Raw genomic sequence first — 14,179 nt, forward strand, 5'->3', positions numbered from 1 at the left:
AAGATATGTTTCAACGGCAGGGTTAACTTCAAGGCTGGAAGAGGACAGCCGTTTACACAAAATTATTGACGGTCCCGATAATTATATTGACTAATTTGTATATACAAGTTAAAGTAAATTTATAAATTGGTATCGTTTTCAAATGCATTCATTTAAGGAGGAACCATAATGGCGAAAATTACAAAGGAAGCCGTGGAGACGATTGTAGAAGCCGTGGGAGGCAACGAAAACATAGAAACAGTCACCCACTGCGTGACAAGGCTGCGATTTGTTTTATACGATGAAGAAAAAGTAGACAAAGAAAAGCTTACCAGCCTCGATCTTGTCCGGGGAGCCTTTGCTTCCGGCGGCCAGTACCAGGTTGTAATCGGCCAGGGCACTGTGGACAAGGTTTATAAAGAGCTAATGAGCGTCACGGGTCGTTCCGAAGAAACCGGTGGGCGTGCAGGTGAGGAAGATTCTGAAAGCGATACCAGCGAAAAGCAGAAATCCACTAAAAAGCAGAATGGGTTTCAACGGTTTATCCGTCTGCTCGCTGACATTTTTATTCCGATTCTCCCTGCCATTATCACAGCAGGTCTCCTGCTTGGTTTAAACAACCTGTTAACCGGCCCCGGCATATTTTTCGACGGCGCTGTAATAGAAGTATATCCACAGTGGACCAGCTTTTCTGAAATTATTTTCATCATTGCAAACGCTTCATTTAACTTTCTGCCTGTTCTCATAGGGTGGTCGGCGGTCAGACGGTTTGGCGGCAGCCCCCTCCTCGGCATTGTGCTTGGGCTGATTTTTGTGCACCCGCAGCTTTTAAGCGCATATGCTTACGGCGATGCAAGTGCAAATAACGAAGTGCCAACCTGGGATCTATTCGGATGGAACGTTGAGCAGGTCGGCTATCAGGGGCAGGTGCTTCCAGTGCTTGTAGCCTCCTATGTTTTAGCGCAGATTGAAATTTTCCTCCGTAAACGTATTGCAGATTCCATTCAGGTGCTGCTGGTTGCACCGATTGCTCTGCTTGTTACCGGGTTCTTCACCTTTATTATTATCGGACCGGTTACCTTTGGCCTTGGGAACGCAATTACCGACTTCTTCCTTTGGACATTCGATCAATATGCATGGCTCGGCGGCCTGCTTTATGGCCTCCTTTATGCACCGCTCGTTATTACCGGGCTCCACCATACATTCCTGGCGGTGGACCTGCAGCTTACCGCTTCGACCGATGGCACCTTTTTATGGCCGATTCTCGCTCTTTCCAACATTGCTCAGGGCTCTGCTGCAGTCGGCATAATGATTTTAGCCTGGAGAGATCAGAACATGCGTGGGCTCGCTGGTTCAGCCGGTCTTTCTGCTTATCTTGGTGTTACCGAGCCGGCATTGTTCGGGGTGAACCTGCAGTACCGGTTCCCGTTCTTTTGTGCCCTCATCAGCTCTGCCATCGCAGCAACGTTTATCAGTATTAATAACGTGCTGGCCTTTGCTGTCGGCGTCGGCGGTATCCCCGGCATCTTTTCTATCCGTCCACCGGACTGGGGAGCATTCTTTATCGGAATGCTGATTGTCATTATCCTCCCGATTGTATTAACCTATCTCTATGGGCGTATTCGTAAAGTAGAACTTTAACCAATGAATTACAGGCGTCTGCTGGGATTGTCAGCAGGCGCCTTTGCTCCATACAGCATATATGCGAAAGGATGATCACCATGGAACCTTGGTGGAAACGGGCAGTTATTTACCAGATTTACCCTAAAAGCTTTAAGGATACGACCGGCAACGGAGTCGGCGATATTCCCGGTATTATCGAAAAGCTTGATTACCTGCAGGATCTCGGAATCGATGTTTTGTGGCTCAATCCTGTGTACCCTTCTCCTCAAAAGGATAACGGATACGATATCAGCGATTATTATAATATTTATGATGTCTACGGAACGATGGAGGACTTCGAACGTCTGCTGACGGAGGCCCATGCAAGGGGTATGAAAATTATTATGGATATCGTTATTAATCATACCTCCACCGATCATGCCTGGTTTCAGGCTGCTTCGTCAGATGTCTCCAGTCCTTACCGCGACTACTATATCTGGAGGGATCCCGTGAACGGCGCTGAACCAAATAATTGGGTGTCTAAATTTGGGGGCTCCGCCTGGCAGTGGCACAAACCAACAAACCAGTACTACCTGCATCTATTTGATGTGAGCCAGGCGGATTTAAACTGGGAAAACGAAGAACTGCGCCGACAGCTGTACGACATGATGCATTACTGGTTTGATAAGGGCATCGATGGGTTCCGGCTCGATGTTATCAATTTAATTTCAAAGGACCAGCGGTTTCCAAATGACGATATCGGCGACGGCCGCCGGTTTTATACTGACGGGCCGAGAGTGCACGAGTGGATGCATGAAATGAATCAAAACGTATTTGGCCCGCACGGAGCTATGACAGTAGGGGAAATGTCCTCCACGACGATCGACCACTGCATTAAATATACCCGCCCGGACCGGGAAGAACTGAGCATGACCTTTAATTTTCATCATCTAAAAGCAGATTACCCCGGAGGAGAAAAATGGACCCTGCCAGAATTCGATTTTGTGCAGCTAAAAGAAACGCTATCAGACTGGCAGAGCGGTATGTATGAAGGCGGCGGCTGGAACGCGCTGTTCTGGTGCAACCATGACCAGCCCCGCATTGTAAGCAGATATGCCGATGACGGTAAGTACCGCGCAGAATCAGCGAAGATGCTTGCAGCAACCATGCACTGCATGCGCGGCACTCCCTATATTTATCAGGGTGAAGAGCTCGGCATGACGAACCCTTCCTACAGCTCCATCAACGACTACCGTGACGTGGAAACCATCAATTATTATGATATTATGCAAAAGCAGGGAAAAAGTCCGGAGGAAGCATTCGCTGTCATTCAGGCCCGCTCCCGGGACAACGCCCGTACACCGATGCAGTGGGACAGTTCGAAAAATGCCGGCTTCAGTGAAGCCGAGCCATGGCTGCCGGTTCCGGAAAATCATACGTCTATTAATGCCAAAGAAGCGGTAAGCGATCCGGCATCTGTGTATCATTTTTACAAACAATTAATTCAGCTTCGCAAGGATTATAAAATCCTGACAACTGGAGATTATCAGCTTTATCTCCCGGACCATCCTTCTCTTTTCGTCTACACACGCGAGGACGAAGATGAAGCCTTACTCATCATAAGTAATTTCTCGTCTGATATAATTAAAGCCGGCAGTCTGGATCTTCCGCGGAAAGAAGACGCAGGCAATGTCTTTGTCACCAACTACAGCCGGGAAAGCTTTTCTCTCGAAGCTGACAGCCTGCAGCCGTACGAAACAATCGTTCTGCATTACCAAAAACAGCTCCCTGGGGTGTAACGAGCATGAGTACAAAAAGAAAATATTTAGACATCTATGAAGAAATAGCGCGCGGTATCCGCAATGAGCAGTTTCAGCCTCATGCTCTGCTTCCTTCGGAGCATGAGCTCACTTCTATGTACGAAACGTCACGGGAAACCATCCGCAAAGCGCTGAATCTTCTCTCCGAACACGGATACATTCAAAAAATTCAGGGTAAAGGCTCCGTCGTGCTTGAAACCGGCCGGTTTGATTTTCCCGTTTCCGGGCTCGTCAGCTTCAAAGAGCTCGCGGAGCAGACCGGCAGCAACAGTAAAACCCATGTGCATTCCTTAATCCTCTCTCCTGTGCCCCCAGCCCTTCAGCATGCGCTCGAGGTCCAGGAAACGGAACAGGTCTGGGAAGTAAAACGGCAGCGGAAAATGGACGGCGAAAACATTGTGCTCGACATCGACTACCTGCTTGAGCGCTGGGTGCCCGGTCTCACCGAAGACATTTGTGCTGATTCCATTTATGACTACGTGGAGAATAAACTGAAGCTTGTAATCAGCTTTGCGCGCAAAGAAATTACTATTGAAAAGCCGACGGAAGAAGATAAGCAGCTTCTTGACCTTTATCCGGATTCGAGTATTGCAGTTGTCCGAAACTATGTGTATCTCGATAATGCAGAATTATTTCAATACACTGAGTCCAGACACCGTTCGGATAAGTTTCGTTTCATCGACTTTGCCCGCCGTCACCGTTAAAATGGTATCAGAAGCAAGGTAAAGACAAATCGAAGGAGTGATTTCTCCTGTTTACTATACGGGACTATCCGGAGTTTTCCTGGTCACTGTCGAGACATAAAACGCTGCTTCAATGCGAGCGGCAGTATGCCCACCAGTACTACTCCTCACACAACGGCTGGCTGCGGAACGCAGACCCTTTTCCGCGCCACGTCTACCGGTTGAAAAATTTGACCAATCTTGAAATGCTGTTTGGGTCTATTGTGCACGATCTAGTAGAGGAAACGCTGAAAAAATATTTAAATGATGGCAATCTCCCGACAAAAGATACGCTGAAAGAAACGATCCGAACCCGTCTGAATGCAGGCTTTATCGATTCTACGCAAAACGTGGAACAGTGGCGCAAAAAACCGAAACATACGACCATGCTCCATGAAATTTACTACGGCGAAGAGAAAAAGCTTCCCGCAGAGAAAATTAAAAAGATCCAGGACCGGCTTGAGGCCGTAGTGGAACATATTCTGACCTGTGATACCGTTTCGGAGCTTACTTCGGAACGGCCGACGTATTATCTCGAATCAGAGGAACTCCGCACGATGAACCTTGAAAACACCAAGGTGTTTGCCGTGCTCGACTTTCTTTATAAAGACGAAGAAAACAATAAATGGGTCATCGTGGACTGGAAAACCGGCCTGCAGACAGAGGAGGATCCGTACCAGCTGGCTTTGTATGCGCAGTATGTCCTTGACTACTACCCGGAAGCATCGCTCGAGGACATCGTCGTGCGGAATGAATATCTGCTCGAAGGTAAAAGTGTCGAACACAAGCTTGATCACTCCACCCTCCGGGAAGTCAGAGATCTGCTCGTCCAGAGCGTGGAACGTATGGCAGGCTTTCTCGAGGATAAGGAAACCAACAAGCCTCTTCCACTCGAATATTTCAAAAAAACGACCAACACCTTCGCCTGTAAGCGGTGCAACTTTTATGAGCTCTGCTTCCCGCAGCAGTAAATAAGCTTTGCACTGATGCTAAACATAAAAAAAGTACCAGAGTCCACAATACAGACTCTGGTGCTTTTTTATTTGGGAGGCATACGGAGCGCGCCGTCCAAACGAATCGTTTCCCCGTTTAACATTGTGTTATGGATAATTTCTTTTACAAGCGAGGCATACTCATTCGGAAATCCGAGCCTTCTTGGAAAAGGAACGTTCTGTCCCAGCGTCTGCCTTGCTTTTTCCGGAAAGGACATATAAAAAGGAGTTTCGAATAAACCCGGAGCGATAGCCATAACGCGTATACCAAAGTCCGAAAGCTCCCTGGCGGCCGGTGCCGTAAGGCTCCAGATGCCCCCTTTAGAAGCGCTGTAGGCAGCCTGGCCGACCTGGCCTTCATAGGCAGCAATCGAAGATGTATTAATAATGATTCCTCTTTCTCCCTGTTCGTTTGGTTCATTATGTCTCATCGCATCTGCACCGAGCCGGAGCATGTTAAACGTTCCAACCAGATTCGTCTGGATAACACGAGTGAAATGCTCGAGGGAGTGCGAATCCTTTTTATTCAGAATCTTCTCTGCAAGCCCGAGTGCCGCGCAGTTGACCACCCCGTCGATACGCCCGAACGTTTCTATTGTTTTATCAATAGTTGCTTTTCCTTTTTCGTCCGAAGTGACGTCCATTTCAATAAAAATGGCACTGTCTCCAAGCTCTTTTGCTCTTTTTCTTCCGGGTCTCACCTCAAAATCGGCGATAACCACCTTCGCACCGTTTTCTACAAGCATATTCGCCGTAGCACCACCAAGTCCGGATGCACCGCCTGGCAGTAAAAAAACTTTTCCGTTGATATCCATACTGCTTCCTCCCCTGTCTGTTCCTAAAGTATAAGCCACTACTGCCATTCTACCTTATAATTACCCTAAAGAACTATTCATAAAAAGTATATATCCCCCTGTTTTCGGGAATATTTAAAAAAAACGTGTAGATTCTTTTTTACAGCGGGAAGGTTATAATAAGAAAAGATGGATAGCATGTCCGCCAAAGGAAAGGAATGGAATGGACCATGAAACAAACAACCGGCTGGATGATTCTGCGGTTTGTTATCGTTATAATAGCCACTTTCGCTCTTGCATGGGCGCTTGGCAAGATTTTTTCCTATACGTATCCGTTTTGGATCGCCGCTTTTTTCGCGTGGATGCTTATGCCGCTTACGAAGTGGCTTCATTATAAACTGCGTATGCCAAATGGGATCGCAGCTCTTGTTGGCCTTCTGCTTACTTTAAGTATCATTGGAGGCATTATTACCGGCCTGATCTTTCTTTCAATTGAATTATTCAATGTGATCGCTGAGAAGGGGCCGGCCTGGATGGAGAGCACCTTTTTGCAAATGCAGAATTTTTACAATGAAAATATCCTTCCCTTCTGGGAAAGAGCTACAGGAGCCGCCTCCGGGATTGGCGGTCAGTCCTCTGTAGATCAGGGGATAGCTCAGCTTGGAAGTCAGCTTGGCTCCGGGCTTGGCTCAGTCGCTCAGACTACTGCCGACGCTTTAACCCAATTAATTTTAGGCATTCCGACGCTTTTGATCGTCCTGTTATTCATTGTATTAGCCATTTATTTTATCGGAAAAGACTGGAACCGATATGCCGGGAAAATGAAATTGGCTCTCCCCCCCTTTGTCATCGAGCGGTTAAAGGCTTTTTACCAGGCCATGTGGGCAAGAGTTTTCGGCTACATTCGGGCGCAGCTGATCCTTATGCTTGTGACAGGCGTTATTGTGTTAATCGGCCTGCTTATCATGAGGGTCGAAGGAGCCTACTGGCTTGCAGCCGTCGTTGGTGTCGCTGAATTTCTTCCTTACCTGGGCACCGGCACTATTTTAATTCCGTGGGGAGTGTATCTGATCATTACAGGCAACTTCGGCCTTGGACTTGGCCTTTTGATCCTTTATACGATTACCATGATTGTCCGGCAGATTATCGAGCCAAAGGTGCTCTCTTCGAGCATGAATCTGAACCCGCTCGCCGTGCTGATTTCCCTGTTTGCCGGCCTGCAGATGTTTGGAGCCGTCGGTCTGTTGGCGGGGCCCGCCATTTTGGTTCTATTTATTATTCTTTGGGATATCGGTGTTGCGAAAGATATCTCCCGTTTTATCCGGTACGGCTTCGATAAATAAAGTAGCCTTCACTACGGAAAAGACGCCTGGCGCCTTTTGGAACTGCCGCGGTTTCTTTTCCGTAACTTCTGTTATGATTACTTCCAATTAGGGAACGGAGTACTATACTTATTATTATGATTCAGAAAGGGTGTCAATATTGGAATCAACAACCGTTCATTCATCTAATGAAGAAGAAATACAGGCTGCCTGGCAAAAGGCCGATGATGCTTTCACTCCCTGGGCTTCTCTGCCCATAGAGAAACGGCTTAGCTACATACAGCTGCTTCGCTTTACTATCAGCGAGCTCCGGGAAGAAATTGCGGACATTATTTCCTCCGCTACAGGAAAACCTCCTATTGAAGCGCTGGGGTCTGAGGTCATCCCGGTTCTTGAAGCTCTGCGCCACATTGAAAAAGAAGCTCCCGGTCTTTTTAACCGGGAGCGTGTCAGAACTCCAATGATCTTTATGGGAAAAAATTCGTCAATCATTCGCAAACCACGCGGAAAAATTGCTGTTATCTCTCCCTGGAATTTTCCTTTTCAGCTTTCTCTTATCCCTGTTGTTGAAGCGCTGACTGCAGGAAACTGCGTGCTTTTAAAGCCTTCCGCAGAGACGCCGCTCGCCAGTCTTCTTCTTGAAAAAATTTCGGGACTTTTTCCTGACGGTGTGTTTCAGGTTCTTCATGGCGGAGCTGAAACCGGACGCTTACTAGTTGAACAGCAGCCGGACTATATTCATTTTACGGGATCAGTCGCAACAGGAAAGGTTATTCAGAAGCAGGCCGCCGAGCATCTGATTCCCACCACCCTCGAACTGGGCGGAAAGGATGCTATGGTCGTTCACAAAGATGCGAACGTCGAACGGGCGGCGAATGCTGCTTCCTGGGGAGCCTTCATGAACAGCGGCCAGGTCTGTTTATCTGTCGAGCGCGTAATTGTGCATGAAGAGGTTCAGGAGGAATTTTTGAATAGTGTACGCAGAACCATCGCCGGTCTGCGCCGGGATGGCGAAAAAGAATATGAAATCGGTCGGATGACGACGAAAAAGCAGTGGGATACGGTTTACAATCAGGTTCAGGAGGCGATTGACCAGGGCGCCGAACAGATAGCCGGAAAACCACCCGAACGCTGGGACGATCAAACTCTGTCAATCGAACCGGTTGTTTTGACTGGAGTAACCGGAGAAATGCGGGTATGGAAGGAAGAGACTTTCGGTCCTGTATTTTCAGTACGGACTTATTCTACAATAGACGGGGCGCTCGAGTTGTTCAACGATACAATTTACGGTCTGAGCGGATCTATTTTCACTGCCGATCAGGAGCTTGCGGCAAACTTTACTGCAAAGGTCCGCACGGGCAACTTCATGATCAATGATGTAATCTCCCACGCTGCCAATCACTACCTTCCTTATGGAGGCACTAAACAGAGCGGCATTGGATCCTATCACTCCACCGCAGGCATGCGTTCATTCAGTATTGAAACATCCGTTATGAGCGCAAGGGGGAGTATGAACAGCGAAATTTTATGGTATCCTTATGAAGGAAAGTTCGAATCACTTTCGCAGATCATCGACTATTACTATGGCAGAAACCGTAACTGGAAATCATTTTTGCAAACGTTTATGGGCCTCACACGCCGGCCGTAATGCTGATGTTTTCCGCCTGCCTTTAGGAGCATGAAAAATGGGAAGTTCATCAAATTGGAACCGATTCTCCCCGAAGCAGCTGTGGGACCGTGTTAAGCAGACACTGCAGCCTGCTTCCGCGAACGGGGAAAAATCAAACAGCAGGCTGGACCGGCGGCGGCAGCATAAAGAGCGTCAAAAGGACACACGCCTGTATAAAACATCGCTTTATGCGTTTTATACAATGTGTGTACTTCTGATGCTTATGCCCTTTGTTTATTTTCTTCCGTGGCCGTCCATTGCCACCTGGCTGGTGGTGCTGATTCTGCTTACGCTCGGAACAACAACGACCCTCGCTGCAATTACAATAAAAAAGCAGTCACATCACGTGCCGCTTTTATACATGTGGTTTATTCTGCTCATGTCTGCAGTATTATTAATTATCTACCTGGGCATACTTATTTATTTCCGTTTTTTTCTGCTTTAACCATTCCGGTCTACTGTTCATCAAGGTATGGATCGAGTGTTTTGTCCCGAAGTGGTTTATACTGCAGCTCGTAGGTTGTTTCGGGCACTGGAAGGAGGCCGGCATTTTCGGCCTCCTTTGCTGTTTTCGCCGTGTATACTACCGGAATACCGCTCCAATTGATGGCAGCTTCACACATCGGACAGGGCTCACCGCTCGTATACAGCTCACAGTCACTTAAGTCCTGGGTTTTTAAGAACCGTGAAGCGGTCCTTACTGCTTCCAGTTCGGCATGAGTCGTCGGGTCAAAGGTTTTAAAACCTTTATTCCCCTCCTCTGCCACTACTTCACCGTTCCGGACAATGATACACCCAAAAGGATCCCCTTCTCCTTCTTTTTTTACCTTCTGTGCCAGCTGAACCGCCCGTTTCATCAAAGCTTCATTATACATAACCGTGCTCCTTATACTTTAGACTGGTATTCATTTACGAAGGCGCTGTACAGATGCTGCGAATACTCCAGATCCTCTCCATGACAGATGGATAGTTTCCCGGGAGCTACTTTCTGTATGGTTTTCGTGCTTCGCATCGCCCGGTCCATATTAGCAGTAAACTGTTTCATCGGAGGAGCTATACGCCCGTTTTTAGAAGTAATCATGTCGCCAGTGATCAGAACGTCATCTTTTTTATGATAATAAGCGGTATGACCCGGCGAATGACCCGGCGTAAAATACGGGTCCAGTCCCATCATAGAATGAAAAACGCCACGGCTGTCTCCCGGCAGCTGCTTTACAGAAAATCCTTTAGTATAATTTGTCGGTTTTTTTCGGTTAGGATAAGGTTTTTCCCCCGTTATGTAAGGAATCTCGAGCCCATGGATGTAAACAGGTGCATTTACTTTGTCTTGAATATAAGCGAGTCCGCCTACATGATCCGGATGACCGTGGGTTAATAAAATCATTTGAACCCGTCCAAAACGCGCTGCTTCTTTTAAAATTCTAGGCGCCATTGGCCGGATGCCCGTATCAATAATAATAGCCCCGTTCTCATGCTTGACGACCCAGGCACTAATAGTAATGCCTACCTTCATGTGCACCTTAATAATATTTTCACTCACCTGGCTGACTTTCACCATCTGCGATCCACTCCTTTCTTCCTTTCCCTTTCCCCTTCCCTTCCTGCTTCCGGTTAACGCTTTATTTTTTCGGGAAAGAGAGTAACGCTGATATAATTCTAATCATCTGCTTACAGTGTACACAATATTGTATATAAAATTCTACCGCGAAAGGATGTTATTTATGCTTTCTCCCTGCCCTAACAGCCCAAATTGTGTTTCTACCATGAGTTCCCCCGAAGATAAACGTCATTACATGGAGCCCATACAATACTCAGGCAGCCCGGAAACAGCGAAAAGTACTATCCGTCATATCATTCAGCAGCAGAAGCATGCGGAAATCGTTCATGAAGATGATAACTATATTTCAACTGTGTTTACGACACCGTTGCTTAAATTCAAGGATGACGTTGTTTTTTATTTCGGTGATCATGGGCACGTTCATTTTCGATCGGCTTCAAGGATCGGCAAGGGGGATATGGGAAAGAACAAAAACAGAATGAAAGAAATTACTGCCCATTTTTATGACCAGTATAACGAATAATAAATAAGAAAAATTTTTATATTTATTGAATTGTCCCCCTTTTTATAGTAAAGTCGGATTTGTTGATATTGATAATCTTTTTCAATTAGGGGGATATACATATGCGTAAAAGGATTTTTTTAACATTTTTAACGGTACCCGCTTTATCACTTTCACTTGCTGCATGCAGTTCTTCAGAAGACAGCGGCAGTTCGGAGGAGTCCGGCAGCAATGAGGGATCTTCTGAAAACAGCGAATCTGTAACGGTAACAGACGGGTATGACAATGAAGTAACCCTTGAGGAAACACCCGAAAACGTCGTCGCTCTCGAATGGGTGTATGCTGAAGATCTTCTTGCATTAGGCATGCAGCCTGCCGGTATCGCTGATCTCGATGGATATAACGATTATCTTGCTGATATCGAACCGGCCCCTTCTGAAGACGTCCAGGACGTTGGCACGAGACAGGAGCCAAGCCTCGAACGTATTGCCGAGCTGGAGCCCGATTTAATCATTACCGCTGGCTACCGCCATGAAGACATTAAAGAAGAGCTTGAAGAAATTGCCCCGACGCTGATGTATAATCCATACCCTGCCGAGGGCGAGGGCAATCAGTACGAAGAAATGGAGTCCACCTTCGAAAGCATTGCTACGGCTGTAGGCGAAGAAGACCAGGCGGAGCAGGTTTTAAATGATCTGGATGACACCTACAATGAACTGTCGACTGAAATCGAAGATGCCGGACGCACTGACGAGGAAGTGCTGCTTTCACTTTCCTATCTCGCTAATGAAAATGTAGCCTTCCGGCTGTTTGCCGACAATTCTCTTGCCGCCCAGACGATGGAACAGATCGGTGTCGATAATGCGTATGAGTCTGAGCAGTTTGAAGAGTACGGCTATACAGAAACGAGCGTCGATGCACTGGAAAATTATCAGGACCAGACATTTATAGATATCCCCACACCGGAAGGCGATCGTGATACGATTGAACAAACACTGAATAACAATGAAGTATGGAATAGCTTATCCTTTGTTCAAAACGATAATGTTCATCGTCTTCCGAGCTCTACATGGCCATACGGCGGCCCGCTTTCATCTGAGGTGTTCGCCGAAGAGGTGGCTGACACTTTAACAAATGAGGAGTAACTATGAATTCATTCCCGTTCGTTTCAAGAGCTGTTCTGCTGTATACTGGCGGAGCAGCTCTTCTCTTGGTGCTGATATATCTGCATCTTGTGCAGAGCACCGGTACTTTTTCGGTGCGCTCCTGGTGGGAGCTTATGCAGCATACCGACTCTACGGAAAGCAGTATTTTCCGGACTGTATATCTCCCGAGAATTGTTATTGGTATTCTCTCAGGTATAGCTTTGGCTGCTTCCGGGGTTATTTTTCAAACGATCACAAAAAATCCGCTGGCAGCCCCTAGCACATTAGGAGTTCATGCCGGTGCCTATTTCTTTATTGTAGCTTTTGCCACCATACTGCCGGACTGGCTGGGTCTGAGCGGGTTTATCGCTGCGTTTGTCGGCGGATGCCTGGCCGCCTTAATGGTGTTTACAATGGCCGGCGGCCTTGAAGCTACGCCAGTGCGGATGGCTTTGGCCGGTCTCGTACTGTCTATTGCTTTTTCATCATTTACAGCTGTTCTTCAGATATTTTTTGAAGTACAGACCGCCGGCTTGTTTCTATGGGGTAACGGCACCCTTGTACAGCAGGATTGGAGCGGTGTCCGCTTTGTCTTCCCTGTACTGATCGTGCTTTTGTTCCTCGTGTTCTTTTACGCTCCCCGTCTCGATATTCTTTTGCTTGGCAAAAATCAGGCAGCTACACTTGGAGAAAACGTACGGGCTACGCAGGCATTTATGTTTTTCCTTGCCGTAGGTCTGACTGCCATCGTTGTAAGCGTTGTTGGCCCCATCGGCTTTATTGGCCTGGTGGCCCCCCATTTGACACGCTTAATGGGCTATCAGCTTCACTCCACTCTTTTGTTTGGGTCCATGCTTTGGGGTGCTGTGCTTCTGATCGGGGCGGACGTACTGGGAAGGGCCGTCGACCCTTCCCTCAGTGAGCTTCCTGTCGGCGCTGTCACATCGATAGTCGGCGCTCCGTTTCTTGTATGGCTCATTTTAAAGCACCGGGGCTCTTTTTTTGGCACAGAGCAGCAAAGTGCTATTGGAGGTGGACGTAAAAGACGTGAACTGAAGTATCCTGTTGTTTTAACAGGTGCTGTTATGTTTACGGCCCTCGTGTTCTTTGTGGGGCTTGCCGGTGGGTCCACAGGCTTCAGCTTTGTTGACACCTGGCAGGCCCTGTTTACAGAGGAAAGCAGCGGCCAGCGGTTTATCATATTCGATTTGAGGCTCGGGCGGCTTTTGACGGCGCTTACAGCTGGAATGCTGCTTGCACTAAGCGGCATGCTGTATCAGGGCATTCTGCGAAATCCCCTCGCAGATCCTTCAGTGCTCGGGGTGACCTCAGGAGCAGGCGCGGGCGCCCTGTTTGTACTGTTTCTTTTCAGGGATATTCCCACGGCCTTTATTCCAATTGGAGCCATTGCCGGAGCTTTTGCAGCGGTAGGCGTAATTCTGTTTTTCTCCTGGAAAACTAAATTTCATCCCGCTGTCCTGGCCCTTCTCGGAATCGCCCTGTCAGCTGTAGGCGGCGCTCTGTCACAAATTATGATCACCCGTTTTAACTTAAATGCTGCCGCCGCATTAACCTGGCTGTCCGGCAGCACATATGCCACCGGCTACGAAGAGCTTCAGCAGTTTCTGCTCCTCCCGCTTGCTATAAGTATACCGCTTGCCTGGTTTTTAGCCCCTTCCTTAAACGTGCTTTCGCTTGGCGACCAGACAGCGATCGCTCTTGGAGAGCGGTTAACCTTTGCCCGCTGGGCCGCAGTGCTGCTTGCCACCTTTTGTGCTGCCATGGCAGTAGCCGCCGTGGGCACGATTGGCTTTATCGGGCTTGTCGCACCTCACTTAGCCCGTATGCTTGTGGGACAGGACTACATGCGCATTTTTCCTGTAGCCCTATTTATCGGCGGCTCTCTTCTCGTGTTTTCCGATACGATCGGACGCACCGTACTAGCCCCTGACGAAATCCCCTCGGGGCTGGTGGCTGCTGTAATTGGCACACCCTTCTTTTTATGGCTGATGCACAGAAGCTCTAAATCATAGTAATTCTTCAGAAAGAAAGCCAGGAGCCCCTTCACGGAGTT

General features: G+C 47.8%; 13 protein-coding genes. 10 read left to right on the forward strand and 3 right to left on the reverse strand.

Features of this window, described 5'->3' with window-relative positions:
- Nucleotides 1–168 precede the first annotated feature (168 nt).
- From treP to Q0757_RS13485, 4 genes are all read left to right on the forward strand, one after another.
- Nucleotides 169–1,620, forward strand: coding sequence for a PTS system trehalose-specific EIIBC component (treP, locus tag Q0757_RS13470; RefSeq protein ID WP_298788204.1), 1,452 nt, complete (start codon nucleotides 169–171; stop codon nucleotides 1,618–1,620).
- Between the two features lie 80 nt (nucleotides 1,621–1,700).
- A complete protein-coding gene (gene treC / locus Q0757_RS13475) occupies nucleotides 1,701–3,380 on the forward strand; it encodes an alpha,alpha-phosphotrehalase (protein ID WP_298788205.1) in 1,680 nt (559 codons plus the stop codon).
- 5 nt (nucleotides 3,381–3,385) lie between these two features.
- Nucleotides 3,386–4,105 carry a trehalose operon repressor gene (gene treR / locus Q0757_RS13480; RefSeq protein WP_298788207.1) on the forward strand — a complete coding sequence of 240 codons (720 nt, stop codon included), beginning with the start codon at nucleotides 3,386–3,388 and terminating at the stop codon, nucleotides 4,103–4,105.
- 86 nt (nucleotides 4,106–4,191) lie between these two features.
- Nucleotides 4,192–5,094: a PD-(D/E)XK nuclease family protein gene (locus tag Q0757_RS13485; protein WP_298788466.1), complete on the forward strand. Its 903-nt coding sequence runs from the start codon at nucleotides 4,192–4,194 to the stop codon at nucleotides 5,092–5,094.
- A 68-nt stretch (nucleotides 5,095–5,162) separates the two neighbouring features.
- Here Q0757_RS13485 and Q0757_RS13490 read toward each other — a convergent pair whose 3' ends face one another.
- Entirely contained in the window at nucleotides 5,163–5,930 is a 768-nt protein-coding gene (locus Q0757_RS13490) for a 3-hydroxyacyl-CoA dehydrogenase (protein WP_298788209.1), read from the reverse strand.
- 209 nt (nucleotides 5,931–6,139) lie between these two features.
- Here Q0757_RS13490 and ytvI point away from each other — a divergent pair, with 209 nt between their 5' ends.
- The 3 genes from ytvI to Q0757_RS13505 all read left to right on the forward strand — a co-directional run bounded on the left by ytvI (nucleotide 6,140) and on the right by Q0757_RS13505 (nucleotide 9,345).
- Complete coding sequence (gene ytvI / locus Q0757_RS13495) at nucleotides 6,140–7,252, forward strand: sporulation integral membrane protein YtvI (RefSeq protein WP_298788211.1); 1,113 nt, start codon at nucleotides 6,140–6,142, stop codon at nucleotides 7,250–7,252.
- Between the two features lie 139 nt (nucleotides 7,253–7,391).
- Nucleotides 7,392–8,879: an aldehyde dehydrogenase family protein gene (locus Q0757_RS13500; protein ID WP_298788213.1), complete on the forward strand. Its 1,488-nt coding sequence runs from the start codon at nucleotides 7,392–7,394 to the stop codon at nucleotides 8,877–8,879.
- Nucleotides 8,880–8,916: 37 nt separating this feature from the next.
- Nucleotides 8,917–9,345 (forward strand): hypothetical protein, encoded by a 429-nt coding sequence (locus Q0757_RS13505; RefSeq protein WP_298788215.1) that lies wholly within the window; start codon nucleotides 8,917–8,919, stop codon nucleotides 9,343–9,345.
- A gap of 10 nt (nucleotides 9,346–9,355) precedes the next feature.
- On the opposite strand, the gene Q0757_RS13510 is transcribed toward Q0757_RS13505, so the two are convergent.
- Both Q0757_RS13510 and Q0757_RS13515 read right to left on the reverse strand, forming a co-directional pair.
- Entirely contained in the window at nucleotides 9,356–9,775 is a 420-nt protein-coding gene (locus Q0757_RS13510) for a nucleoside deaminase (RefSeq protein WP_298788218.1), read from the reverse strand.
- Nucleotides 9,776–9,786: 11 nt separating this feature from the next.
- On the reverse strand, nucleotides 9,787–10,458 hold the full coding sequence (locus tag Q0757_RS13515; protein ID WP_298788220.1) for an MBL fold metallo-hydrolase: 672 nt from the start codon (nucleotides 10,456–10,458) through the stop codon (nucleotides 9,787–9,789).
- Between the two features lie 163 nt (nucleotides 10,459–10,621).
- Here Q0757_RS13515 and Q0757_RS13520 point away from each other — a divergent pair, with 163 nt between their 5' ends.
- The 3 genes from Q0757_RS13520 to Q0757_RS13530 all read left to right on the forward strand — a co-directional run bounded on the left by Q0757_RS13520 (nucleotide 10,622) and on the right by Q0757_RS13530 (nucleotide 14,138).
- Entirely contained in the window at nucleotides 10,622–10,981 is a 360-nt protein-coding gene (locus tag Q0757_RS13520; protein ID WP_298788469.1) for a DUF1499 domain-containing protein, read from the forward strand.
- A gap of 101 nt (nucleotides 10,982–11,082) precedes the next feature.
- Entirely contained in the window at nucleotides 11,083–12,105 is a 1,023-nt protein-coding gene (locus Q0757_RS13525) for an ABC transporter substrate-binding protein (RefSeq protein ID WP_298788222.1), read from the forward strand.
- Between the two features lie 2 nt (nucleotides 12,106–12,107).
- Nucleotides 12,108–14,138, forward strand: a complete 2,031-nt coding sequence (locus Q0757_RS13530) for an iron ABC transporter permease (protein WP_298788225.1) — start codon at nucleotides 12,108–12,110, stop codon at nucleotides 14,136–14,138.
- The last annotated feature ends 41 nt before the right edge of the window (nucleotides 14,139–14,179 follow it).

Source organism: uncultured Marinococcus sp. (assembly GCF_947493875.1).
Taxonomy (GTDB): domain Bacteria; phylum Bacillota; class Bacilli; order Bacillales; family Marinococcaceae; genus Marinococcus.